The sequence below is a fragment of the Streptomyces sp. NPDC057099 genome, assembly GCF_042671245.1.
Lineage (GTDB): Bacteria > Actinomycetota > Actinomycetes > Streptomycetales > Streptomycetaceae > Streptomyces > Streptomyces purpurascens.
In genome coordinates, this window is record NZ_JBHUTX010000008.1 from 42959 (window position 1) to 67752 (window position 24794).

19 protein-coding genes and 1 pseudogene are annotated in these 24794 nt (G+C 72.0%); 11 read left to right on the forward strand and 9 right to left on the reverse strand.

What is annotated here, in order from left to right:
• Nucleotide 1 precedes the first annotated feature (1 nt).
• The gene (locus ACFT4A_RS13650) at nt 2–2824 is read left to right on the forward strand and encodes an NHLP bacteriocin export ABC transporter permease/ATPase subunit (protein ID WP_382829207.1); all 2823 of its coding nucleotides are present in this window, start codon (nt 2–4) and stop codon (nt 2822–2824) included.
• A gap of 4 nt (nt 2825–2828) precedes the next feature.
• Here the strand turns inward: ACFT4A_RS13650 and ACFT4A_RS13655 are convergent, their stop codons facing one another.
• Complete coding sequence (locus ACFT4A_RS13655; protein ID WP_382829209.1) at nt 2829–3356, reverse strand: SRPBCC family protein; 528 nt, start codon at nt 3354–3356, stop codon at nt 2829–2831.
• Nucleotides 3357–3362: 6 nt separating this feature from the next.
• Nucleotides 3363–3704: an ArsR/SmtB family transcription factor gene (locus ACFT4A_RS13660; protein ID WP_382829211.1), complete on the reverse strand. Its 342-nt coding sequence runs from the start codon at nt 3702–3704 to the stop codon at nt 3363–3365.
• A gap of 134 nt (nt 3705–3838) precedes the next feature.
• Between ACFT4A_RS13660 and ACFT4A_RS13665 the strand changes: the two genes are divergently transcribed.
• From ACFT4A_RS13665 to ACFT4A_RS13680, 4 genes are all read left to right on the forward strand, one after another.
• Nucleotides 3839–4846 (forward strand): Ppx/GppA family phosphatase, encoded by a 1008-nt coding sequence (locus ACFT4A_RS13665; RefSeq protein ID WP_382829213.1) that lies wholly within the window; start codon nt 3839–3841, stop codon nt 4844–4846.
• A 72-nt stretch (nt 4847–4918) separates the two neighbouring features.
• Nucleotides 4919–5932 (forward strand): iron-containing redox enzyme family protein, encoded by a 1014-nt coding sequence (locus ACFT4A_RS13670; protein ID WP_382829215.1) that lies wholly within the window; start codon nt 4919–4921, stop codon nt 5930–5932.
• A gap of 21 nt (nt 5933–5953) precedes the next feature.
• Complete coding sequence (locus ACFT4A_RS13675) at nt 5954–6607, forward strand: HemK2/MTQ2 family protein methyltransferase (RefSeq protein ID WP_382829217.1); 654 nt, start codon at nt 5954–5956, stop codon at nt 6605–6607.
• Nucleotides 6588–6794: a CDGSH iron-sulfur domain-containing protein gene (locus tag ACFT4A_RS13680; protein ID WP_382829220.1), complete on the forward strand. Its 207-nt coding sequence runs from the start codon at nt 6588–6590 to the stop codon at nt 6792–6794. Before ACFT4A_RS13675 ends, ACFT4A_RS13680 begins: the two co-directional genes overlap by 20 nt.
• A gap of 150 nt (nt 6795–6944) precedes the next feature.
• Here the strand turns inward: ACFT4A_RS13680 and ACFT4A_RS13685 are convergent, their stop codons facing one another.
• Entirely contained in the window at nt 6945–7379 is a 435-nt protein-coding gene (locus tag ACFT4A_RS13685) for a protease inhibitor (RefSeq protein WP_382829223.1), read from the reverse strand.
• A gap of 324 nt (nt 7380–7703) precedes the next feature.
• On the opposite strand from ACFT4A_RS13685, the gene ACFT4A_RS13690 reads away from it, so the two are divergent.
• The 4 genes and pseudogenes from ACFT4A_RS13690 to ACFT4A_RS13705 all read left to right on the forward strand — a co-directional run bounded on the left by ACFT4A_RS13690 (nt 7704) and on the right by ACFT4A_RS13705 (nt 12020).
• Nucleotides 7704–8261 (forward strand): hypothetical protein, encoded by a 558-nt coding sequence (locus tag ACFT4A_RS13690; RefSeq protein ID WP_382829225.1) that lies wholly within the window; start codon nt 7704–7706, stop codon nt 8259–8261.
• 206 nt (nt 8262–8467) lie between these two features.
• On the forward strand, nt 8468–10078 hold the full coding sequence (locus ACFT4A_RS13695; RefSeq protein WP_382829227.1) for a purine-cytosine permease family protein: 1611 nt from the start codon (nt 8468–8470) through the stop codon (nt 10076–10078).
• A pseudogene (locus ACFT4A_RS13700) lies at nt 10075–10774 on the forward strand (alpha/beta fold hydrolase). Before ACFT4A_RS13695 ends, ACFT4A_RS13700 begins: the two are co-directional and overlap by 4 nt.
• Nucleotides 10775–10850: 76 nt before the next feature.
• Nucleotides 10851–12020, forward strand: a complete 1170-nt coding sequence (locus ACFT4A_RS13705) for a lactate 2-monooxygenase (RefSeq protein ID WP_382829230.1) — start codon at nt 10851–10853, stop codon at nt 12018–12020.
• 33 nt (nt 12021–12053) lie between these two features.
• Here the strand turns inward: ACFT4A_RS13705 and ACFT4A_RS13710 are convergent, their stop codons facing one another.
• The 3 genes from ACFT4A_RS13710 to ACFT4A_RS13720 all read right to left on the reverse strand — a co-directional run bounded on the left by ACFT4A_RS13710 (nt 12054) and on the right by ACFT4A_RS13720 (nt 14624).
• Nucleotides 12054–13682 (reverse strand): RICIN domain-containing protein, encoded by a 1629-nt coding sequence (locus tag ACFT4A_RS13710; protein ID WP_382829232.1) that lies wholly within the window; start codon nt 13680–13682, stop codon nt 12054–12056.
• A 315-nt stretch (nt 13683–13997) separates the two neighbouring features.
• Entirely contained in the window at nt 13998–14375 is a 378-nt protein-coding gene (locus ACFT4A_RS13715; protein WP_382829235.1) for a toxin Doc, read from the reverse strand.
• A gap of 3 nt (nt 14376–14378) precedes the next feature.
• Nucleotides 14379–14624 (reverse strand): hypothetical protein, encoded by a 246-nt coding sequence (locus tag ACFT4A_RS13720; protein WP_184587072.1) that lies wholly within the window; start codon nt 14622–14624, stop codon nt 14379–14381.
• A 187-nt stretch (nt 14625–14811) separates the two neighbouring features.
• Between ACFT4A_RS13720 and ACFT4A_RS13725 the strand changes: the two genes are divergently transcribed.
• On the forward strand, nt 14812–15744 hold the full coding sequence (locus ACFT4A_RS13725) for a sigma-70 family RNA polymerase sigma factor (protein WP_382829236.1): 933 nt from the start codon (nt 14812–14814) through the stop codon (nt 15742–15744).
• 18 nt (nt 15745–15762) lie between these two features.
• Here ACFT4A_RS13725 and ACFT4A_RS13730 read toward each other — a convergent pair whose 3' ends face one another.
• The 3 genes from ACFT4A_RS13730 to ACFT4A_RS13740 all read right to left on the reverse strand — a co-directional run bounded on the left by ACFT4A_RS13730 (nt 15763) and on the right by ACFT4A_RS13740 (nt 22103).
• The gene (locus ACFT4A_RS13730) at nt 15763–16554 is read right to left on the reverse strand and encodes an alpha/beta fold hydrolase (protein WP_382829238.1); all 792 of its coding nucleotides are present in this window, start codon (nt 16552–16554) and stop codon (nt 15763–15765) included.
• 68 nt (nt 16555–16622) lie between these two features.
• A complete protein-coding gene (locus tag ACFT4A_RS13735) occupies nt 16623–18866 on the reverse strand; it encodes a glycoside hydrolase family 9 protein (protein ID WP_382829240.1) in 2244 nt (747 codons plus the stop codon).
• Between the two features lie 147 nt (nt 18867–19013).
• Nucleotides 19014–22103, reverse strand: a complete 3090-nt coding sequence (locus ACFT4A_RS13740) for a glycoside hydrolase family 2 TIM barrel-domain containing protein (protein WP_382829242.1) — start codon at nt 22101–22103, stop codon at nt 19014–19016.
• A gap of 257 nt (nt 22104–22360) precedes the next feature.
• Between ACFT4A_RS13740 and ACFT4A_RS13745 the strand changes: the two genes are divergently transcribed.
• Nucleotides 22361–24748 (forward strand): SpoIIE family protein phosphatase, encoded by a 2388-nt coding sequence (locus tag ACFT4A_RS13745; RefSeq protein WP_382829243.1) that lies wholly within the window; start codon nt 22361–22363, stop codon nt 24746–24748.
• The last annotated feature ends 46 nt before the right edge of the window (nt 24749–24794 follow it).

Consider the following 24794-nt stretch of genomic DNA (forward strand, 5'->3'; position numbering starts at 1 on the left):
GATGACGACCGTTCAGGGACATGAGGGTGACCTCGTCCTGGGCGCCTTCGGTCAGATGGGCTCGCGCATCGACTGCGCCGGGTTCAACCGTCTCGACCTGGAGGGGCCGCAGGTGCTGTGGCTGGTCGCGGCCGGTGCCGTCGACCTGTTCGCGGTGGACGCCGGCCAGCAGGGCCACTGGCACCACCTCGGCCGGCTGGAGGCGGGCTCGCTGGTGCTCGGCCCGGTGCCGGGCCCGCAGCACACGCTGGTGGCCCGTCCGCTGCGGGACTGCGTGGTGCACCGCATCGGCCTGCGCGAGCTGTACCAGCCCGCCGACACCGCGACCTGGTCGTACGACGAGTACGGCAATCCGCAGTACGTGCCTCCGACGACGAGTCCGCTGGAGTACGCGCTCGCCCTGGGCGTCGGCCGCAGTCTGTCCATCCTGTTCCAGGCGCCGATGGCGACCGAGCGGGCCGCGGCGCCCACGGACGACGACGTGTTCTGGATGCAGGTGCCGCCGGGCAGCGTGCAGTACGGCTCGCTGTACGGCGCGGAGGCCGCGGCCGACCTGCTGATGGACCCGGGCCTGTGGCAGAGCATGGTCGACCAGCAGTACCGGCTGCTGACCACGCTGGACCGCTGGATCGAGCAGCTGGAGCGCACCCACGAGACGCGCACGGCCGAGGGCATCAAGGCCGGTGAGGCGGTCCGTGCCCAGGCCGACCAGACGCTGCTCGCGTCCATCGGCAAGCGGTCCTCGAAGCGGACCACCTCGGCCGATGCCGACGCCTCGTACGCGGCCTGCAAGCGGGTCGGCCAGGCGGCCGGGATCAGACTCACCGAGCCCACCCAGAAGGGCACCGGCGGCGACCGCCTCGACCCGGTCGAGCAGGTCGCGCTGGCCTCCCGCGTCCGCACCCGGGCCGTGCGCCTGGACGGCCGCTGGTGGCGGGACAACGTCGGGCCGCTGGTCGGCCACCGGGCCCTGTCGGGCGCGCCGGTGGCGTTGCTGTGGCGGCGCGGCGGATATGTCGCCGTCCATCCGTCCACCGGTCGTGAGACGCCCGTCGAGAAGGCCAACGCGGACGAGTTCGAGCCGCGTGCGGTGATGTTCTACCGTCCGCTGCCCGAGCGGGGGCTCAGTCCGCTGGGGCTGCTGCGGTTCTGTATGCAGGGCATGCGCGGCGATCTGACCGGGCTGCTGCTCAGCGGCCTGGTCACGGTGGCGATCGGCGCGATGGTGCCCATCGCGACGGGCAAGGTGCTCGGCGAGTTCGTGCCGAAGGCGCAGACGAACCTGATCGTGCAGGTGTGCCTGGCGGTGATGCTCAGCAGCGTGGTGGCGGCGGCCTTCATGCTGTTGCAGAACCTCACCATCCTGCGCATCGAGGGCCGGATCGAGGCCACGCTCCAGCCGGCCGTGTGGGACCGGCTGCTGAGACTGCCGACGCGGTTCTTCACCGAGCGCTCCACCGGCGAGTTGGCCAGCGCGGCCATGGGCATCAGCTCGATCCGCCGGCTGCTGGCGGGAGTCGGGCCGACGGTCGCCCAGTCGGTGACCATCGGGGCGATGAACCTGGGGCTGCTGCTGTGGTTCAGCGTGCCGATGGCGATGGCCGCGATCGGCATGCTCGTCGTCATCGCGGCCGTGTTCCTCGGGCTCGGACTGTGGCAGGTGCGCTGGCAGCGACGGCTGGTGGTGCTCTCCAACAAGCTGAACAACCAGGCGTTCCAGACCCTGCGCGGCCTGCCCAAGCTGCGGGTGGCCGCCGCCGAGAACTACGCGTACGCCGCGTGGGCGTCGGAGTTCGCGCACAGCCGTGAGCTCCAGCAGAGGGTCGGCCGCATCAAGAACCTCTCGACGGTGCTGGGCGCGGTGTATCTGCCGGTGTGCACGCTGCTGATGTTCATGCTGCTGGCGGGTCCGGCCCGGGGCTCGATGTCGGCGGCCGCGTTCCTCACCTTCAACACCTCGGTGACGATGGTGCTGACCTCCGTCACCCAGCTGACGGGCTCGTTCGTCTCCGCGGTGGCCGCGCTGCCGTTGTTCGAGGAGATCAGGCCGGTGCTGGACGCGACGCCGGAGGTGCGGACGGCGAGCACGCGGCCGGGTCCGCTGTCCGGTGCGATCGAGGCGCGGCGGGTGTCCTTCCGGTATTCGGACGACGGTCCGCTGATCCTGGACGACGTGTCGTTCGAGGTGAAGCCCGGCGAGTTCGTCGCGGTCGTCGGCCCCAGCGGCTGCGGCAAGTCGACGTTGCTGCGCCTGCTGATCGGCTTCGACCGGCCGCTGTCGGGCAGCGTGCTGTACGACGGGCAGGACCTGGGGGCCCTCGACCAGTCGGCGGTGCGCCGCCAGTGCGGTGTGGTGCTCCAGCACGCGCAGCCGTTCACCGGCTCGATCCTGGACGTCATCTGCGGCACCGAGCCGTACACGCCGGAGGAGGCGATGGCGGCGGCCGAGATGGCGGGCCTCGCCGAGGACATCAAGCGGATGCCGATGGGGCTGCACACCATCGTCTCGGGCAGCGGCGCCGTCTCCGGCGGTCAGCGCCAGCGGCTGATGATCGCGCAGGCGCTGATCCGCCGGCCGCGCATCCTGTTCTTCGACGAGGCGACCAGTGCCCTCGACAACGAGACGCAGCGCACGGTCATCGAGAGCACCAAGGCGCTCAACGCGAGCCGGGTCGTCATCGCGCACCGGCTGTCCACCGTGATGGACGCCGACCGGGTCGTGGTGATGGAGGACGGCAAGGTCATCCAGCAGGGCCCGCCCGCTCAGCTGCTCGCCGACACGAACGGCCGGCTGCACGAGCTGGTGCGCCGGCAGATGGCGTGAGAGGTCAGTCCGGTCCCGGCACGGGGGCGCCGGAGGGCACCCCGGCCTCGACGTAGGCGGCGTACAGCTCCCGCCAGGGCGCGTCGGCCCCGGCGTGCGGACCGGCGGTCCGCTCGCCGCGCGCCGTGGCGTCCAGTGCGGTCAGGCACACCTCCCAGCCGGCGCCGTTGCGGGCGGCGGAATCCCGGGCCTGGAGGACGTTGGTGAGCGTGAGGCGGGTGCGCTTGTCCTCGGTCTCCTCCAGGTCGAAGCGCAGTTCGTCCCCGCCCCACTCGAACGACAGGTGCCGGGGCGCGTCGACGGCGAGGACCCGGCCCGTGGAGTCCGCCATGTGCGGGTCGCCGCTGAACCTGACCGCGCCGCCGGGGCGCAGCTCGATCTCGGCGCGGGAGGGGAACCAGCGCTCCAGTTCGTCCGGGTCGGTCACGAACTGCCAGACGCGGTCGACGGGGTGGTCGTAGGTGCGGGTGAAACGGACGGCGGGGCGGCCGTCGTCCAGGGTCAGACAGGTGCCGGTGAGTTCGGCTGCCATGGCGGATCAGTCCTTCGGTGCGGGTGGTTCCGTGGTGTCCGGCGTCTCGTCGAGGCGGCGTCCCAGCGCGTCGAGGCGCTCGTTCCAGAGCTCGCGGTACGGGGCGAGCCAGGCGTCGAGTGCGGCGATCGGGCCGGGGTCGAGGGCGTAGACGCGGCGCTGCGCGTCCTGCCGTACCCGGACCAGGCCTGCCTCCCGCAGCACCTTCAGGTGCTTCGAGGTGCTCGGCTGGCTCAGTCCGCACGCCTCGACGATCTCACCGACGGCCCGGGGCCGCTCCAGGAGCAGCGCGACGATGGCCCGCCGGTGGGGGTCGGCGAGGGCGGTCCAGAGGGCGGCGTCGGACATGCCTCCAATATGCCTCCGTCGTTATATGCCAGTCAAGGAATACGACCACATGGTGCCCGTGTCCGGTGGCGCGACTTCGTCGCACTGCGCGCACACTTTCGTTGCTCCGCCGCGTAATTGGGTACCTCCGCTCCATGCGAATCAGCGTGGTGGATGTGGGATCGAAGACGGTCAGACTCGTCGTCTCGGACGCTCAGGACGGTGTGCCACTGCCGGTGCACACCTCGAAGTGGCGACTCAGGCTGTCCGAACAGGTCACACCGGGGGAACCCATCCCTGATCAGGCGGTCGGACAACTCGCCGACGCGGTCACCGAGGCGAGCAGGACGGCCACGCGGTGGGGCGCGGCCGGCCCGCTGGCCTTCGCGACCGCCGTGGTGCGCAACGCGCCGAACCGGCACGAGGTGTTGCACACCGTCCGCGCCCGGACCGGTGTGGAGCTGTGCACCCTGCCGGGTGAGGTCGAGGCCGAGCTGACGTTTCTCGGGGCACGCCGCTGGATGGGCTGGCGGTCGGGGCCGCTCGCCCTGCTCGACATCGGCGGCGGTTCGCTCGAAGTCGCCTTCGGGCGCGGCCGGTTGCCCGACTTCGTGGCGTCGCTGCCGCTGGGCGCGGGGCGGCTCACCCACGAGTTCTTCGAGGACGAGGACCCGCCGTCGCCGGAGCGGGTCCGGGCGCTGCGCCGCAGGGTCCGCCACCAGCTGCGGGACGTCGCGGCGCGGATCCGCTGGGAGGGCCCGCGCACCGCGGTCGCCACCTCCCGCACCTTCCAGCAGCTGGGCCGGCTGTGCGGCGCCGCACCCGGACGCCGCGGCCCGTTCGTGGAGCGGGAATTGCACCGCGCGGGGCTGCGGGAGGCGATCACGGCACTGGCCGCCCTGCCCGCCGCCGAACGCGCGCGCCTGCCCGGCATCTCCGCGCCGCGGGCCACGCAGAGCCTGGCCGGCGCGGTGGTCGCGCACACCGCGATGAAGCTGACCGGCATCAGGGCCGTCACCGTCTGCCCCTGGGCGATCCGCGAGGGCGTGCTCCTGCGCCACATCGAGGACGGCCCGTCCTGGTGGGCGGAGGTCACCCGCCACAACGAGGAGACCGCCCCTCCCGACCCGGTGCCGCTGCGCATCGCCGCCGCTCTCAACTGAGCGTGCGCGGGAGAAGTCCGAGGAAGGGTGACCCGGGCGGGTGACCGGGCTGTGCCCGGGTACCCGGCGCGCATGGAGCACGACCGCGGCGGACCGCCCCTGCCCCTCCCGCGCGGAGCGCTGAGCAGGGGTGTCGAGGCGTATCTGCGGGGTGCGGGCCGGCTGCCCCGGCGCGAGGAGATCGACCGGGCCCGGGTGTACGGCGACGACCTCCAGCTCGCCCTGTACCTGTGCTACGAGCCGCACTACCGCGGCTTCGCGGGCGTGGACCCGGAGCTGGAGTGGGATCCCGATCTGCTGCGCACCCGAGCGGCCCTGGAGCACCGCTTCCTGGCCGCGCTGCGTGCCGACGCCCGGGTGCACGGCAGCGTGGCCGAGGCGCTGCGAGGCCTGCTGGTCGAGCCCGTCCACGGCACGGGTGTCACGTACTTCCTGCGGGACGAGGGCGAGCTGTGGCAAGTGCGCGAGTACGCGGCCCAGCGCTCCCTGTACCACCTCAAGGAGGCCGACCCGCACGCCTGGGTGCTGCCGCGGCTGTGGGGCCGGGCGAAGGCGGCGATGGCGGCGGTGGAGTTCGACGAGTGGGGCGGCGGCCGCGCGGACCGTGTGCACGCACGGCTGTTCGCCGACCTGATGACGGACCTGGGCCTGGACCCCACGTACGGCCGCTACCTCGACGCGGCGACCGCCGAGGCCCTGGTCACGGTGAACCTCATGTCCCTCCTCGGTCTGCACCGGGCCCTCAGGGGAGCCCTGGTCGGCCACTTCGCGACGGTCGAGATCACCTCGTCCCCGGGGTCGCGGCGGCTCGCCGAGGCAATGCGCCGCACGGGCGCCGGGCCCGCCGCCGAGCACTTCTACGACGAGCACGTCGAGGCCGACGCGGTCCACGAGCAGGTGGTGCGCCACGACGTCATCGGCGGCCTGCTGGAGGGGGAGCCGCACCTCGCCCCCGATGTCGCCTTCGGGATCGCCGCCACCGAGTTCGTCGAGGACCGCTTCGGCGCCCGGCTGCTCACCGACTGGCGCGCGTCACATTCGTCACTGTATGCACCGCTTGCTCATGAGGTAACCCATATCTCCTGACGGCCGGGGTACCCGAGCGGCGTGAATCCACTGGCACCCCCGGGCGTCTACGCCCCGCAGGAGGACACCGAGCTGCTGGCCGGCGCCCTGTCCGACGAGCCGTTGCCTCCGGGCACGGAGGTTCTCGACGTGGGCACCGGAACCGGTGCCCTGGCCCTGGAGGCCGCGCGGCGCGGTCTTCGCGTGACCGCCGTGGACGTGTCCCGGGGCGCCGTGTGGGCCGCGCGGCTGAACGCCCGGCTGGCGGGACTCCCCCTCCGCATCCGGCACGGGAACCTCTTCGATCCCGTGCGCGGAGAGTCGTTCGATCTGATCCTGGCCAATCCGCCGTATGTGCCGGCCCCGCGGGGTGACAGGGAGCCGCGTGGTCCGGCCCGCGCCTGGGACGCGGGCGGTGACGGACGGCTGGTCGTCGACCGGATCTGCCGGGAGGCGCCCGCGCTGCTGCGTCCGGGCGGGGTGATCCTGCTCGTGCAGTCGGCGCTGAGCGACCCGGAGCTGACCGTCGGACGACTGCGCGTGTCCGGCCTGAAGGCCGCGGTGACCCGCCGGCACCGGATCGCGTTCGGGCCGGTGCTGCGCGGCCGGGAACGCTGGCTGCGGCAGCGGGGGCTGCTGGCCGCCGCCGAGAACAAGGAAGAGCTGGTGGTCGTCCGTGCCGAACTCCCCGTCTGACCGGTCCGCGCCGCCGAGGCGCATCACCGTCCGGCACAAGGGCCCGCTCCTGGTGGAGGGCCCGGTGGAGGTGGAGCTGGAGGACGGCTCCGTCGTCCGCTCCGACCGCTTCCGCGTGGCCCTGTGCACCTGCCGCCGCAGCCGCCGCTACCCGTGGTGCGACACCAGCCACCGCGACCGTGCATGACCCGGCGGTCCGGCCGGAGGAAACGCCCAGGGGCCGGCGGGCGGCCCCACTCCGCCCGCCGGCCCCCTTGTACGAGATCGCTCCCCGCGACGACGACCCGGCTCCCCAGCAACGGGCCGTCTACTTCACGGGTACTGCGCGATCTCGGTCTCAGAACGCGAAGAGGCCCGAACCGTGGGCGTTCTTCACGCACTCGTTGGAGAACGTGCGCTCATAGGAGACGCGCTGGCCCTGCCAGACACCGTCGACGGTGATGACCACGGGGTCGTACTGCTTGGTACACATCACTCCGTCCCTGGCGGTCAGGGCGTGGATGTCCCCGCCGACGCCCCGCAGCTCCGTACAGGCCGAGCCGGCGACCGGGTGCGTGCCGCCGGGCTTCGGGGCACAGGTCAAGGTGACCGCGCGTTCCGGGGTCACGGCGATCGCGCTCTCACCGTGGCCCACCGTGAGTACGAGGGCCGACGGGGCGTAGAGCGCGGTGGGGGCCTGACCCGGACTGGCGAGCGCGGACCCGGTGAGGGGTCCGCAGACGGCGGTGGCCGTCAGGCCGAGGGTCATGGCCCAGCGCGCGGTGTTCCGCATTGTGTGCATCCTTCCGCTCGATTACAGGGTGTGCCGATCCATGCTCGTTCGGTGCCGGATCGGCGAGCGCGAGTCTGCCGAGTCCACCGCCGAAACACACATCGACCCCATCGATTTCAGTAACCTTGCGTATTGAATCAGTGGCGTGAAGTTACGGAATCCGGACAGGTGAGGCCCGTAACCGCACGGCATCCGGGGGCACGATGCGGCCAGATGGCTGATTTCCGGCTGTTCGTTAATAGGCCTGAAACATTCCGATTCCGCTCTCAGCCGACCACTTCGCCACCCCTTGTGTTCATGCTCGGGTCGCGTAATCGTCATTACATGATTACGAACGAACAGCGAGAGAAGCTGCGCGGCTGGTTCGCCGGCCGCCTTCCCGACGACCTCTTCGAGGAACTGACCGAGCTCTCGGTCGACCGCGAGGAGATCACCGTGATCGGCCGCATCCCCGAACCCCGGCTGGCTCAGGACGCTCCGGACGCCGAACGGGAGGCGGCCCTGGAGAGCCGGGTGCAGGAGTTCCGGGAGCGCACCCGCGAGGACCGGATGGCCGTGGCCCGGGAGGCCGAGCACCGGTTCGGCCGGAAGGTGTCCTGGGGCGTGGAGTGCGGCGGGCGGCGCGTGCTGTTCACGCACGTGGCCGCGCCGGTGATGACGCGGCTGCGCCAGCCGGAGCGCCAGGTCCTCGACACCCTGATCGCCGGCGGCGTCGCCCGCAGCCGCAGCGACGCGCTGGCCTGGTGCGTACGTCTGGTCCAGCGTCATACGGACGACTGGCTCGCGGAGTTGCGCGATTCCCTCGAACACGTGCAGCGGGTGCGGGCCCAGGGACCGGACGCCGAGACGGACCGCACACCGCCCGCCGGCGACGAGGAGTGACCGAGGAGTGGAGGAATCGTCCCACAGCACCGCCGAGAATGGATGAACCGTCCTCTGGCGTCGCCCGCCCTTGATCGTTTACCGTCGGCAGACCCCATGAGGACGGCATCCGCGCGCCGCCGCACACCCCGGCGCCGGCGGGCGGCCGTCCGCCCAGCAGTCGCGTCACACCGCGCTCCGCCGAATCCGTCCCCGCTGGAGCCCTCTTGTCCTCGCCGGCCGAACGCCCCGCAGGCGCCGACCACTCCTCCCCCGCCGCGTCTCCCCCGTCCCTGACGGAGGTCGAGACCCACGGTGTCGACCGGATCCCAGACGCCGAGCGCTCCGCGACCCCGCTGGACCTGTTCCGGCTCGCCTTCGGCGGCGCCAACACCTTCTCCACCTGCGTCCTCGGCGCCTTCCCGATCCTGTTCGGCCTCTCCTTCTGGCAGGGCCTCGCGGCCACCCTCCTCGGGGTCGTCGCGGGCGCGCTGATCCTGTGCCCGATGGCGGTGTTCGGCCCGGTCAACGGCACCAACAACGCCGTCTCGTCGTCCGCGCACCTCGGGGTGCACGGCCGCGTGGTCGGCTCGTTCCTGTCCCTGCTGACGGCCGTCGCCTTCTTCTCCATCTCGGTGTGGAGCTCCGGCGACGCCCTGGTCGGCGGCGCGCACCGGCTCTTCGGACTCGCCCGGGACGACCTGGCCTACGCCGTCGCCTACGCGCTGTTCGCGGTGCTGGTCCTGGCCGTGTGCGTGTACGGCTTCCGGTTCATGCTGTTCGTCAACAAGATCGCGGTGACCTCGGCGAGCGCGCTGTTCCTGCTCGGCGCGGTGGCGTTCGGGGGTGACTTCGACCCGTCGTACGCGGGCGTCTTCACCGACTCGGCGGACGCGGCGACGACGGACCTGTTCTGGCCGTCGTTCATCGGCGCGGCGCTGATCGTGCTGTCGAACCCGGTGTCGTTCGGGGCGTTCCTCGGTGACTGGTCGCGCTACATCCCGGCGAGCGCCCCGCGCCGGAGGGTGGTCGGGGCCGCGTTCCTGTCGCAGATCGCGACGCTGCTGCCGTTCCTGTTCGGTCTGACGACCGCGAGCGTCATCGCGGACAAGGCGCCGGAGTACGTCGATCCCGCGGCCCCCGACTTCGTGGGCGGGCTGCTCGCGATCTCCCCGGGCTGGTTCTTCCTGCCGGTGTGCCTGCTCGCGCTGATCGGCGGCATGGCGACGGGCACGACGGCGCTGTACGGCACCGGGCTCGACTTCTCGTCCGTGTTCCCGAGGCTGTCCCGGGTCCAGGCGACGCTGCTGGTCGGCGTGTTGTCGATCGCGTTCATCTTCGCCGGCCGGTTCGGGCTCGACCTCGTCCGCTCCATCTCGACCTTCGCCACGATGATCATCACCTGCACCACACCGTGGATGGTCGTGATGATGCTGGGCTACTGGACGCGGCGCGGCTGGTACGACCCGGAGGCGCTGCAGGTCTTCAACCGCCGTCAGCGCGGCGGCCGTTACTGGTTCGCGCACGGCTGGAACTGGCGGGGCATGACCGCCTGGTGGGTGGCGGCCGTGCTCGGCGTGCTGTTCACCAACATCCCCGGGCAGTTCGTCGGCCCGCTCGGCGACCTGGCGGGCGGTGTCGACATCAGCCTGCCGCTGTCGCTGGTCGTGGCGGCGGTGCTGTTCCTGGCCCTGCTGTGGCTGTTCCCCGAACCCCGGGCGGTGTACGGCCCCGAGGGCGCCCGGCTGGCCCGGACCGTCGAGGTGCCGGTGCCGCCGATCACGGGGCCCGGCGCCGAGGGGGCGTTGTCGGACCCAGGGGCTAAGTTGCCGGCATGACCGACTTCGTACTGGTGGCGGGGACATGGCTCGGGGCGTGGGCGTGGGACGAGGTGGCGGGCGAGTCGCGCGCGGCCGGGCACGAGGTGCATGCCGTGACGCTCTCGGGCCTCGCCGAGAAGCAGGGGCTGCCGGCGGGGCAGCGGACGCACGTCCGGGACATCGTCGACGAGGTCGAGCGGCTCGATCCGCGGGACGTCGTGCTGGTGGGGCACAGCTACGGGGGCGTCCCGGTCGGGCAGGCGGCCGAGCGGATCGGTGACCGGCTGCGGCGTGTGGTGTTCGTCGACGCGAACGTACCGGTGGACGGGGAGTCGTTCCTGTCGGGCTGGCCGAGCGAGGACGTACGACAGTCGATCTCCGACCACGACGGGTACTGGCCGCCGCTCGGCGCGCCGGAGTACGCGGGCCAGGGGCTGACGGACGAGCAGATCGCCCGGATCGTGAACTCGACCCCGCACCCAGCAGGCCGGTGCCACGCTCACCGAACCGGCCGTGCTGCGGGGTAACCTCGGCGCGCTTCCGGCGACGTACATCAAGTGCCTGCTCGACGGGGACGCGCCGATGCCCGTGGTGGCCGAGCTGCTCGAGAGCGACCGCTGGGAGCTGATCGAGATGGACACCGGCCACTGGCCGATGTTCTCCCGCCCGCGCGAACTGGCACGCGTCCTGCACGAGTCGGCGAGCCGACCCTGATCACTCCCGTCCTGCCTACCGGTCGGTATGGTCGGCGTACTGCGCGTTCTCAGCGACGAGAGGCGGGACGGACGACATGGCGAAGCACTGGGCCGACTTCCAGTACGAGATCTATCTCAACGGGATGACGGGTGCCGTGCCGCGCCTGCCCACCGATCTGACCCGGCTGGAGGAGCTGACCGAACAGCGGCTCGGGCCCGGCCCGGTCGGCTATGTGGCGGGCAGCGCGGGGAACGGCAGCACCGCCCGCGCCAACCGGGCGGCCCTGGAGCGTCGCCGGATCGTGCCGCGCATGCTGCGGGACGTGCACGAACGGGATCTGTCGGTCGAGGTGCTGGGCCGCGCCCTGCCCGCCCCGCTGGCGCTGGCCCCGGTCGGCGTGCTGTCGATCATGCACCCGGACGCCGAACCCGCCGCTGCCCGGGCCGCCGCCGCGCAGGGCGTGCCGTACATCCTGTCGTCCGCGTCGAGCACGCCCATGGAGCAGGTCGCCGAGGCGATGGGCGACGCCGAGCGGTGGTTCCAGCTGTACTGGCCCAAGGACCCGGAGGTGGCCCGCAGTTTCCTGAACCGGGCGAAGGCGGCCGGGTTCAGCGTGCTGGTCGTCACCCTGGACACCCCGCTGCTGTCGTGGCGGCCCCGCGATCTCGACCAGGCGTATCTGCCCTTCCTCCACGGTGTCGGCACGGCCAACCACTTCTCGGACCCGGCCTTCCAGGCGGGTCTGGCCAAGCCGGTGCACGAGGACCCGAACGCGGCCGTGATGCACTTCGTCGGCATGTTCTCCGACCCGGCCAAGTCCTGGCCGGACCTGGCGTTCCTGCGGGAGAACTGGGACGGCCCGATCGTCCTCAAGGGCGTCCTGCACCCGGACGACGCGCGGCTGGCCGCGGAGGCGGGCATGGACGGCGTCGTCGTCTCCAACCACGGTGGCCGCCAGGTGGCCGGGTCCATGGCCGCCGCCGACGCGCTGCCGCGTGTCGTGGACGCCGTCGGCGACCGGCTCACCGTCCTCTTCGACAGCGGGGTCCGCACCGGCGACGACATCTTCAAGGCTCTCGCGCTGGGCGCGCGGGCGGTGCTCGTCGGACGCCCGTACGTCTACGGTCTCGGCCTCGACGGGCAGCCCGGAGTCGAGCACGTCATCCGCTGCCTCCTGGCCGAACTCGACCTCACCCTGGCCCTGTCGGGCCACGCCACGCCCGCGACGGTCTCCCCGGCCGACGTGACGGAGCAGCCGGGCTGAGGCGGGGCGAGGCCGAGTTCACCGCTCGGCTGTTCAGCTCTTCGGCGCTGTCACCTGACGCGCCGTCGGGACCTCCTCCTCGGCGATCGACAGGGAGCCCGCGGCCGTGGGCACGGGCTCCGGCTGCCAGCGCTGTGCGTCGGACCGGTCGCGGACCTTGACGACGATGTCGGCGTCCGGGTCGTCGTTGGTGGAGGAGAGGGCGAGCTGCTCGTCCCAGCGGGGCAGCAACTCCCCTTGCACGGTGAGGTCGTAGCGCACGTCCTCGCCCCGCTCGGCGTACTCCTCGGCGCAGGTGCCGAGGACGACGACGCCGGCGTCCTTGTGCGAGTCCAGGCACAGCCCGGGATCGGCGACGCTGCGCAGCAACCCGTCGTTCTCGTACGTCCACTGCTGGGTCCACGCCGTCGAGCACGAGGCCAGTTTCGCCCCCGAGCCCTCCTTCGGCAGGTCCCGGATGTCGAGGCACAGGTCGGCGCCCGCGTTGCGCAGCCGTGTCACGCCCGGGGCCGTGGGCAGCCCGGCCGTGTCCGGCGGTGTCGCGGACCCGCCGCCGTTGCCGCCGGCGGCGCTGTTGGAACCGGCCGGGTCGGCCTGGCCGCCGTCGTACGACGACGCGCTGATGATGAGCACCGTCGCCAGCACGCCGGCCGAGACCGCGCCGACGCCCGAGAGCAGCGCCCGGGAGGACCGCAGCGCGTCCGGGATCCGGACCCCCGGGACCCGGCGGGCGGGCATGGGGATCCGGGACAGCAGACGGTGGCGCGCGTTCCCGGACCGTCCGCCGCCGCGCCGGCCGCCGCGACCGGCGCGCGTACCGTGCGAGGCCCGGCCGGGACGCGAGTCGAGGTAGCGGCGCGCGCCCCAGCCGAGCACCGCTTCGGCGATCAGCGGGCCGAGAGCGCCCTCGAAATGGCTGAGTTGTTCGGCCGCGTTCCGGCAGTAGCGGCACTCCGCCAGATGCTCCTGCACGTCCGGCAGCAGAGCGCCGCCCCGACGGATCGGGACGTCGAGGAGGCGGTTGTAGAACCGGCAATCATGGGTCGGCGCGAGTTCACGATGGGCATGTACACAACCTTCACGGAATTTGTCACGCGCCTGTTCGAGGGCGGCCGACGCGATGTCGGTGTCCATGCCCAGCAGCCCGGCGGGGACACTTAAAGGATCTGCCTCGACCTCGACATGCCAGAGCAAACAGCGCGCGGCGGCGGGAAGTGCCTGGAATGCCCGCTCCGCGAGTGCCCGATTTTCGGGCGTCATGGACGCCGCCGCGCGCAGCCCCCGCCCTCCGGCCGGTTTCTGCAGCGCCGGCAGTACGGCGGATATTCGATCGTCGCCGGACCACTCGCGGATCGTGTCGCGCACGGTCACCAGCAGGACCGGGCGCAGCGCGACGGCCGAGTCGCCGAAGGCGACGCGGTTGAGGGTCCGGTGGAAGGCGGTCCCGGTGACCATGGCGGCGACCTGCGCCGACGAGGCGAGACAGATGACCGCGTAGTCGTACACCGACTGCCAGTGCCGCGTCGTCAGCAGCGCGACGGAATGGGCGGCGACCTCGCCCTCCGGGCTGCCTCTCAGCGGGGCGGCGAGTGATTCATCGGATTCCCCGGGATCCCCGCCGGGCGGGGGATACGGGGGACGAGGGGGGTGGGGGGTGGGCACTGAGATGGTTCCTTCCCACGCGCAGGTGACACACAGAAGTCCTGCCGCCGAAAAAGGAGCCCGGTTGGTGCGAACCTTTTCTGGCGCAGCGCGGGAGGTGCGAATTCACCGGCGGCGAATCGGACCCGGTCCACAAATCACGTGCGACACCCGGCCATTCCCCCCGCACGTGTGTTTCACTCTTGCACAACCCCCACACGACCAACAAGGCGCCCGTGCAACATCCGGCCCATTGACAGAAAGTCAGAAACGGGGAACGTACGTACGTTGCTCGCACCCGTTTTCGACATTTCCGTGCGCCCTGTGTGAATCGGGTCAGATCTGCCAGGACCGCAGCCGGTCCGCCGCGCCGTAGACGTCGGTCGTGTGGGACATCAGATCGCGGGCGAGGTCGACGAGGGCGCCATAGGGCGGGTCGATGCCGGCGCCGCTGACGAACATGTACGCCACGGCCGTCGCACAGGCGAAGCGGGCGTTGGCCGTGGGCAGCGGCCGGAGCACGGCGAGGGCGTGCAGCAGCGCGGCGGCCCGCCAGGCCGGGTCGGAGTTCACCCCGAGACGCGGCGGGTCCACGCGGTGCCGGGCGACGGCGGCGACCAGCGCGGAGAAGTCGTTCACGGTGGGCTGGTCCGGCAGGACCTCCTCATGGCGCTGCAGCAGCCAGGGCACGTCGATATGGATGACGGGGGCCATCGGTCAGGCGGCCCGCCCCTCGTCCTTCGCGGGCGGTTCGTCGTCGGGGAAGGCGGCGGCGAACTCGTCGGCGTGGGTCGCGAAGAACCTGCGGAAGGCCTCCGCGCCCTCCTGGAGCGCCCGGTGGCGCGCTATGTCGGCCGCGGCCGCCTCCCGCACGAGCGCCTTCATCGACGTACCGCGCTCCTTGGCGATCTGCCGCAGGTCCTCGAGTTCGCGGTCGCTGAACTCCACGTTGAGAGCTGGCATTCCCTCAAGGTACCGCTCGGGTACTGACTCGTAAATATCCCCAGGTCAGAGAGGAAGTCAGACGGTACCGGGAGCGGTTCACCGCCGGTCGGCCGCCGAGACCTGCGTCACATGGCACCCCGGCGATGTCACATTCCGGGCCCCCGCCCGGGTCCCAGTGGTGAGCGCGTCTCTGGGAGGACCACGCATGACCGAGATCACCGCACCCGGCACCGACACCCCGGTCGACGAGGCGACCGGGGTGTTCGTCGACCATCGCGAGCTGCTGTTCGGCGTCGTCTACAACATGCTCGGCAGTGTCGCCGACACGGAGGACGTCCTGCAGGAGACCTGGCTGTCCTGGACGGCCCGGGGCGGCGGCGCTCCCCTGGCCGGCGTCGACAACCCCCGCGCCTATCTCGTGCGGGCGGCGGTCAACCACGCGCTGCGCCGCCGTGCCACGATCAGCCGCAGGCGGGAGACCTACGTCGGCGAGTGGCTGCCCGAGCCCCTGGTCGCCGAGGGCGAGGCCGACACCGCCGACGGGCCCGCCCTGCGCTCCGAGTCGGTGTCGCTGGCGATGCTGGTGGTCCTGGAGTCGCTGACCCCGCTGGAGAGGGCCGTCTTCGTCCTGGGCGAGGTGTTCGGCTACCCGCACGCCGAGATCGCGGAGGTCATCGACCGCTCCCCCGCCGCCGTACGGCAGTTGGCGCACCGGGCCCGGGAGCATGTGCACGCGCGGCGGCCGCGCTACGAGGCGCATCCGCGGGTGCGGCGAGAGGCGACCGAGCGGTTCGTGCGGGCGGCGCTCGGCGGGGACATCGCCGCGCTGATGGAGGTCCTCGCGCCGGACGTCACGGCGTGGACGGACGCCGGCGGCAAACGCAGGCCGGCGAGCCTGCGCCCGGTGCACGGCCGGGACAAGGTGGCCCGCCTGCTCACGTCCGGGCGCGGCGGTCCGCGCAACCCCGTCTGGCGCTACCGCCGCGTCAACGGCGACGACGCCGCCGTGCTGTTCGACGGGGACGCGCCGTTCGCCGTCCTGGTGCTGGACCTCACCCCGGAGGGCGACCGGGTGCGCGGCATCTATGTCGTGGCCAATCCGGACAAGCTCGCCCATGTGCCCAAGGAGGAGGCGTGAGCGTCCGGGACCGGCCGCTCAGGAACGGGCGCGGCAGAACTCCCGGACCGTCCGGTTGAAGGCCTCCGGGGCTTCGATGTTGCTGAGGTGCCCGATGCCCGGCAGCACGACCAGCGTGGCGTGCGGGATCGCCGCCAGGAACGGGTGGGCCACCTGCTCCACCGGGGAGCGCGTGTCCAGCTCGCCCCAGAGCAGGAGCGTCGGCACCGTGATCCTGGGCAGCAGGTCGCGCTGGTCGGCCTCGGCCATGACGGTGAGCTCGGTCCGCATGGTCTGGGGGCGGGTGTCGGCCGACATCACGGACATCAGACGTACGGCTTCGGCGGGTGGCTCGCCCGCGAACAGGCCCGGCATGGTCGGCGCGAAGTCCTCGGCCGGGACCGCGAGCAGCCGCTCGGCCCCCTCGACCCGTGCCCGCACCTCGGCCGCGGGCAGCGAGCCCTTCCAGCCGGCGTAGGTGTCGACGAGGAGCAGCGTCCTGACGAGATCGGAGTGGTGCCGGTAGAGCTCCAGCACGATGGTCCCGCCCCAGGACAGGCCGAGGACGTGGGCCGGGCCGAGGCCCACGTCCTTGACCACCGCCGCCAGACAGCGGGCGTAGTCGGCGAGAGTGAAGGAGGGCGGTACGTCGGAGGAGCGGCCGGTCCCCGGTTCGTCCCAGGCGACCACGGTGAACGCGTCGGCCAGGTCGGCGACCTGGCCACGCCAGAGGCGGGCGTCCGCGGTGGCGCCGTGCACGAGCACCAGGGGCGGGCCCGAGCCCACCCGGTCGTAGGCGATCTCGATGCCGTCTACCCGCACCGCGTGCATGTGACCAGGCTACGCGCGGGTGCCGGAGGCGTCCTGTCGGCGGACTCCCCCGGCACCGGGCACGTTCCCTACCCCTGGTCCGCCACGAAGGCGGCCATCCGGGTCAGGGCGGCGTTCCAGTTGATCGTGTGTTCGTTGGTCGACCAGGACTGGATGTCGTCGATGTAGCAGAACTGTCCGACGCAGCCCTGGAGTTTGCTCTGTGCGTAGGGGTCCTGGATGCTCGAGTTCGGCCCGCCGGCCAGGGTGCCGTTCGGCGGGTGGGGCAGGCCGGGGTCGAGCTGGCGGGCGTACCAGCGGCTGTGCTGGTTCTGGGCGCTGACCTCGCCGTAGCCGGTGACGTAGGAGAGGTTCAGCGCGTTGCGGCCGAGGATGTAGTCCATGCTCTGCAGCGCGCCGTCCCGGTACTTCGAGGCGCCGGTGATGTCGTACGCGGTGGCGAGGACGACGGCGTTGTTGAGGACCTGGTGGCTGGAGCCCCAGTCGTACTTGTTGCCGTCGGGCGCGTAGGGCATGCCGTAGGGGTGGTCCTTCAGGGTGGCCAGGTAGCGGTCGGCGCCCTTGACGACGGACTCGCGCACCTTGTCCCGGCCGGGGAGCTTGTTCGGGACCGTCGCGAGGTCGAGCCGGCCCGCCGCGCCGGTGCGGGCCCAGTCGAAGCCGAGGGGCTTGAAGAGGTCGGCCGTGTGGACCGGGGACTTCAGGACGTACTCCTCGAACTGCTTCTCCCCGGTGCTGAGATACAGCTCGGCCGCCGCCCAGTAGAAGTCGTCGGTCACATCGCTGTCGGGGTAGGCACCGCCGCCGACGCCGTCGCTCTCGGAGGCGTAACGGTCGGGGTGGGCCAGCGCCGCCGACCAGGCCTTGCGGGCGGCCGCCAGGGCCTTGTCGGCGAACGCCTTGTCGTAGGACCGGTACAGGCGGGCCGCCTGCGCGGCCGTGGCCGCCAGGTTCAGGGTGGCCGCGGTGGACGGCGGGTGCAGTTCGCGCTTCTGCGGGTCGTCGCTCGGCAGCAGCGGCAGTCCGGTCCACTGCTCGTCGTGCATCTTGTGGTGGGCCATGCCGGCCAGCGGCTTCCCGGCGGGCACCTGCATCTTCAGCAGGAACTCCAGCTCCCAGCGGGCCTCGTCGAGGATGTCCGGGACCTTGTTGCCGCTCTCGGGGATGGCGAGCGTGCCGTCGCCGAGCTTGCCGGCGTCGCCGGTGCGGGCGTGCAGCGCGCGTTCGTGGGTGCTCAGCACCTCCCAGGTGGAGATGCCGCCGTTGACGACGTACTTGCCGTGGTCGCCGGCGTCGTACCAGCCGCCGCTGACGTCGAGGCTGTAGTCGCACACGCCCGGCTGGCACGGTACGGAGGTGTCGCCCTGGTTGGGTGCCACGCCCACGTGACCGGCCCGGCGGCCGTACCCGGGCCGCAGGTCCTCACGGATCTCGATGCCGCTGCGCTGGGTGTAGTAGTACTTCGCCGAGTCGAGGCGGAGCCGCTCCCAGACGCTCGCGTCGACGTCGAAGGGGCGGCTGGTCTCGCCGTCGGCGACCAGCGTGAAGCCGGTGCCCTTCGTGCGGTACGCGCCGAAGTCGATCGAGTGGACGTTCTGCCCGGAGGAGGCGTCGACCCCGCGCGGCACGGTCGTGCCCCGGGCGACCACGGTGCCGCGGGCGTTCTTCAGCTCCCAGGGCAGCTTCGCCGTGGCGTCGGTGACCAGGGTGGCGTTCTTCGGCCCGGCGGGCAGATAGGCGACCTGGTTGACGCGGACCCGGGGGCCGGTGTCGGGCTCGTACGGCTCCGGCGCGACGCCGCCCAGCAGGGAGACGTCGTCCATGCAGAAGCGCCAGGCGTCCGCGCTGCCGCCGAGCTGGAAGCCGACCTGGCCCTGAGCGGTATCGACGGGCGAGGTGAAGGTGTAGGAGTAGCGGTCGCCGGAGACGCTGAGCTGCGGTGTCACCTCGTAGTAGGTGTCGTACGGGGACACCGACAGGCCCACGATCGCCCGCACCACGTGCCCGGCGGGCGTGCCGGTCGCACTGAACGAGAAGCGGTACGACTCCCCCTTCACGAGGGTGATGTCGTTCTGTCCGACGGCGGCGTCCCAGCGGTTGGCGGTGCCGCCGGGTACGTCGGCGCAGAGCCGGCCGTCGGACAGGCCCCCGGTGACGTTGCTGGTCGTCCACCAGGGGGCGGTGGTGGTGTCGAAGGTGCCGTTCTCGACCTGTTCGACCTCTTCGGCCCCGGCCGGTGCGGAGGGCAGCGCGGTGAGCGCGGTCGCCAGGAGGGCCGTCAGGGACAGCAGGGCGGTTCTGCGTCGTTTCACGTCCGGGCTCCTCTGGTGAGGTGCGGGTGGCGCTCCTCGTGGGAGCGCTCCCAGATGCGGATGCCCGCCATGGTTGTGGCTGATGTGACACTCCGTCAACGGTCCGGACGGGACTGGCTGTCCGCCGCCCGTCCGGACCGGTGTGGCCTAGGCCGTGTCCAGTCGGCTGATACGCATCGCACCCCGCGCCTCGTCGGGGTGGCGGCTCGTCAGGGTGAGCCGGATCCGGGAGCCGCGGACGGACTTGAAGGTGATCGCGGTCGGGGCGTCGGAGGCGGTGGCCCAGTCGATCGCGGTGTCCCGCACGGCCCGCCACCCCCGGCCGTCCCACACCGCCACCTCGATCGCCGCGGGCAGGCTGTGGGTGGCGTCCACCGTGAAGGAGACATCCACCCGGTCGAAGCCGCGGGTGCGCCCGTGGTCGACCGAGACCCAGTCCTCGCCGCGGGCCCCGTCGAAGGCGGGCAGCAGGGCCGTGGCCTGCTTGAAGAAGCCGTTGGACCAGCCGGTGGCCGGATCGCCGTCGAGCATGGCGGCGGGCAGGGTGTCCGGGCGGCCTGAGTAACTGGCGTCCGCGTGCGGGTGGTCCAGCGGAGCCGGATGCTCCGGCCCGAAGGCGGGCGGGGCCGTCTCGGCCCGGTCCCGGGCCGGGGTGGCGCGGACGGTCGTCGTGCCGGTGCGCAGGCCGTCGGCGCGGGCGGTCACCTTCACCGTGCCCGTCCTCGTGCCCGAGCGAACGATGGCGAGGGCCTTGCCGTGGTAGGCGGTGCGGGTGCTCGCCTGGTAGCGCTCGGCGCTCTCCTGCCGGCCGTTGTCGAGCCCGGCGAGGGAGCCGCCCGCCACCTCGAAGGAGATCAGGTGCTCGGCGCCGGGCACCACCACGCCGCGCCGGTCGACCACCTCGGCGGTCACGAAGACCAGCGAACGGCCGTCCGCGGCGGTGGAATCGCGGTCGGGTGTCAGGCGGATCGCGTGCGGGGCACCGGCGGTGCGCAGCACATCGGTGGCGACCTTCTTGCCGCCCTGGCGCGCGACGGCCTTCAGCTCCCCCGGTTCGTAGGGCACCTTCCAGGTCAGGTGCAGCTTTCCGGCACTGCCGTTCGGGCTGGTGTAGCTGCCGGGGTAGGGGCCGTCGGTGAAGGTCTTGTCGTCGCCGGTCGCCTCGGTGGTCTCCAGGTACGAGCGGCCGTCGACGGTCTTCTTGGTGTCGAACCGCCGTACGCCCAGCGACTTCCCGTTGAGGAACAGTTCGACGGTGTCGACGTTGGCGTACGCCCAGACCTCGACCGTGTCGCCCTCGGCGTGGTTCCAGGTCATCGGAAGCAGATGGACCATCGGCCGCTCGGTCCACTGGCTCCGGAAGAGGTGGTACATGTCCTTCGGGAAGCCCGCGGTGTCGACCGCGCCGAAGAAGGACGCCTTGACCGGGAACACGTCGTACGGCGTGGGCTCGCCGATGTAGTCGATGCCCGACCACAGGAACTGCCCGGCGAACCACTTGCGGTCCCGGTCCTTCTTGTGACCGTACTCGCCGCTCATGGTCCAGGAGGCGAGGTTGTTGTCGTAGGAGGAGGTCGCGCGCCGGCCCGGCGTGTGGTCCTCGCCGGTGTTGAGGTGCTCGGGCTCCTGGTAGGCGCCGCGGGTGGAGGTCTCCGAGGACGACTCCGACTCGAACAGGAACAGCTTGGGATAGCGGGCGTGCAGGGCGTCCACCGACTTGGCGGTGTTGTAGTTGAGGCCCAGGCCGTCGATCTTGGCGAGGATCAGATCGCCGGGAGAGCCCGGGGCGGGCACGCTGCGGTGCCGGTGGGAGCCGATCACGACCGGGCGGGTGACGTCGTGGGCCTTGATGGCGGCGATGAGCCGGTCGGCCATGGCGAGACCGGCGGTGGAGGTGAACTCGCTGACCTCGTTGCCGATGGACCACACCAGGACGGCGGGCGAGTTGCGGGCGGCCAGGACCATCTCCGCGATGTCCTTGTCGGCCCACTCGTCGAAGAAGCGGCCGTAGTCGTACCGCGTCTTGGGGCTCTTCCAGCAGTCGAACGCCTCCACCAGCATGACGATGCCGAGTTCCTCGCAGACCTCGATCATCTCCGGGGAGGGCGGGTTGTGGGAGGTGCGGAAGGCGTTGACGCCCATCGACCTCATGATGAGCATCTGGCGGCGGATGGCGTCCTTGCTGACGGCGGCTCCGAGGGCGCCCAGGTCGTGGTGGAGGTCGACGCCTTTGAGCTTGTGGTGGGTGCCGTTGAGGAAGAGGCCCTCGTCCGGGTCGAAGCGGAAGGTGCGGAAGCCGAAGGGCGTGCGGTAGGTGTCGGTGGTCCGGCCGCCGACGCGCAGTTCGGTGTGCAGGGTGTAGCGGTGCGGGGCTTCGATGTCCCACAGCTCCGGTCGCTTGACGGTGAGTTCGTGGGTCTCGGTCCGCTCGTCGGTGACGGCGACGGTGGAGGAGGTACGGGCGACCGTGCGGCCCTTCCGGTCGACGATCCGGGAGACGACCTCGACGTCCGCGCCCGCGCCCGCGGCGTCGACGACCGTGGTGTCGATCCGTACGACGGCCCGCTCGGCGGAGATCTCGGGGGTGAGGACACGGGTGCCCCAGCGGGCCACGTGCACCGGCTCGGTGATCACCAGGCGGGCCTCGCGGTAGATGCCGCTGCCCGAGTACCAGCGGCTGCTGGGGAGCCGGTTCTGGACCTTGACCGCGATCACGTTCTCGGTGGTGCCGTCGGTGTGCACCAGGTCGGTGAGGTCGAAGGCGAAGCCGGTGTAGCCGTAGGGGTGACGGCCGGCCTCCTCGCCGTTGCAGTAGACGTGGGAGTCCATGTAGACGCCGTCGAACTCCACCGAGATCCGCCGGCCCGCGAGGGCGGGCGGCAGGGTGAAGGAGAGGCGGTACCAGCCGAGGCCGCCGGGCAGGAAGCCGGTACCGCTGGTGGTGCCGTGCTCGGTGGTGGGGGCCTGCTCGATGCTCCAGTCGTGCGGGACGGCGACCTCGCGCCACCGGGAGTCGTCGTAGCCGGGCAGCGCGGCGTCGGCGTAGGCGCCGGTCGGGTCGGTGATGCCGCCCGGGTTGACCAGGGCGAAGCGCCAGCCGTCGCGCAGGGCGACGGTACTGCGCCCGGACGCGTCGCGCACCTCCTCGGCGGCCCACGCCTCCGGGGCGCCGAGCAGCGCTCCGGCCGCGGGCGCGGCCGCGGAGGCGAGCAGGACCGATCTGCGCGTGACCGACATGGAGGCTCTCCCTCATTAAGACCCAGAAGCAATCACAACTGATCGCGAACAAACAGATTCTGTCGAGGCGTCACACAGGGCCGTCAAGGGTGCGTCGACATCCTTCTGCCCCAGGCGTCACATCGGCCGGAATCACGCCCCGACCCCGCACAGCCGGGCGCCCTCGGGGTTACCGGTTCACGTCGGGCGCCTACGGACTAGGCTGGAACTCAAGCGACCTCCCTGATCACTGTGAGTGTCCGTATGGAGTGGCGACGATGATCCCGGACGAGCCGTTGGACGAGGGCGTGGCCGCCCGTGTCGTCATCGCCGCCGACGGCACGCTCACCGGGTGGAACGAGGGGGCCCGCCGCCTCCTGGGCCACACGTCCGCCGACGTCGTGGGCCGCCCGGCCGCCGAGCTGCTGGCCGACGACGCCGCCGCGCCGCCCGCGCCCCAGGACGCCCGCTGGAGCGGCATGCTCGCGCTGCGTCACCGCGACGGCCGCACGGTGTCCGTGTGGGTGCTCGCCCACCGCAGACCGCCGGAGGGTGAGGCGGCCGAGTGGTTCGCGGTGTCCCCGCCGGAGGCCGACGACCTGGGGCCGGAGGACGACCCGCTGGTGCGGGCGGCCCTCACCCAGTCACCCTGCGCCACGATGATCTTCGACGAGGGGCTGCGGCTGCGCGGTGTCAACGAAGCCATGGCGGACCTCCTCGGCATGCCCGCCGACCGTCTGCGGGGTCTGAGACCCACCGACATCGGCAGCCGGCCGCAGAACATCGAGCTCGAGGAGAATCTGCGCCGGGTGCTGAGCACCGGCCGCCGGCAGGACATGCAGACGTACATGAAGGCCAGCGGCGAGACCCGGGGCGCGCACGCCTGGCTGGCCCGGATCGCACCGCTCACCGGCCCGTCCGGCCAGGTGTGGGGCGTGTGCGTGACCGCCCACGACTTCAGCGACCAGTACCGGTCACGGGAGCGGCTGCAACTGGTCAACGAGGCGAGCGTGCGCATCGGCACCACCCTCGACGTCACCCGTACGGCCCAGGAGCTGGCGGACGTGTGCGTCCCGGCGCTCGCCGACTTCGTCAGCGTCGACCTGCTCGACACCCGGGAGCACGGCGGCGAGTCCGCGGGGACGCCCGCCCCGCCGGTGAGTCTGCGCCGGGCCGCCCACCAGTCGGTCAACTCGGGCAGCCCCGAGGCCGTCACCAAGCCGGGGCAGGTCGAGGTCTACCCGGAGTCCTCCCCGCAGGCCGCCTCGCTGATCGCGGGCCAGGCGGTGGTGGCCTCGGGATCGGAGGAGGACCTCGAACGGTGGCTCGCCTGGGATCCGGTCCGCTTCCGTCGGGTCCGCGAGTACGGCATCCACTCCACGATGTCCGTCCCGCTCCAGGCCCGGGGCACCATCCTCGGGGTCGCGGTCTTCACCCGCTTTCGCCGCCCCGAGGACTTCACGGACGACGATGTGCTGCTGGCCGAGGACGTCACGGCCCGGGCCGCCGTCTGCATCGACAACGCGCGCCGCTACTCCCGCGAGCGGGAGACGACCCTCGCGCTGCAGCGCAGCCTGCTGCCGCGCCATCTGCCGCGCACCGCCGCGGTGGAGGCGGCCTCCCGCTATCTGCCCGCCACCCGCTCCGGTGTGGGCGGCGACTGGTTCGACGTGATCCCGCTGTCCGGGATGCGGGTCGCCATGGTCGTCGGGGACGTCGTCGGCCACGGCATCCAGGCCTCGGCCACCATGGGCCGGCTGCGCACCGCCGTCCGCACCCTCGCCGACATCGACCTGGCCCCCGACGAACTGCTCACCCACCTCGACGACCTGGTCGTCCGGCTGTCCCAGGAGTCCGGCGGCGAAGACGCGGCCGGCACCGGTGAGGTGGGCGCGACCTGCCTCTACGCGGTGTACGACCCGGTGTCGCGGCGCTGCACCCTGGCCCGGGCCGGGCACCCGCAGCCCTTCCTGGTCCCACCGGACGGCCCGGCCCGGCAGCTCGACCTGCCCTCCGGTCCCCCGCTCGGTGTCGGGGGACTGCCGTTCGAGAGCGCAGAGGTGGAGCTGCGGGAGGGCAGTGTCCTGGCGTTCCACACGGACGGGCTGCTCGCGAGCCGCGAACGGGACGGCGACACGAGCCAGCGGATGCTCCGCGAGTCCCTGTCGGCCCCGGTCGGCTCGCTCGACGAGATCTGCGACCGTGTGCTGCAGGCGCTGCTCCCCTCGGGCGGCTCCGCCGACGACGTGGCCCTGCTGCTGGCCCGCACCCGCGGTCTGCCGTCCTCCCAGGTCGCGACCTGGGACATCCCGGCCGACCCGGCGCTGGTGGCCCCCATCCGCAAGCAGGTCGTCGAACAGCTGGAGCGCTGGACGCTGACCGAGGCCACGTTCACCGCGGAGCTGGTGGTGAGCGAGCTGGTCACCAACGCCATCCGCTACGGCGCCAAGCCCATCCGGCTGCGGCTGATCCACGACGCGGACACCCTGATCTGTGAGGTGTCCGACACCAACCACACCGCGCCGCACCTGCGCCGGGCCAAGACCTGGGACGAGGGCGGCCGCGGTCTGCTCCTGGTCGCCCAGCTCACCCAGCGCTGGGGCAGCAGGCACACCCCCGAGGGCAAGACGATCTGGGCCGAGCTGACGATGCTCGACGTGATGTGAGCGTTCTTACCGGAGCCTGGTTTCATGGGCGGGCACCGCCTGCACA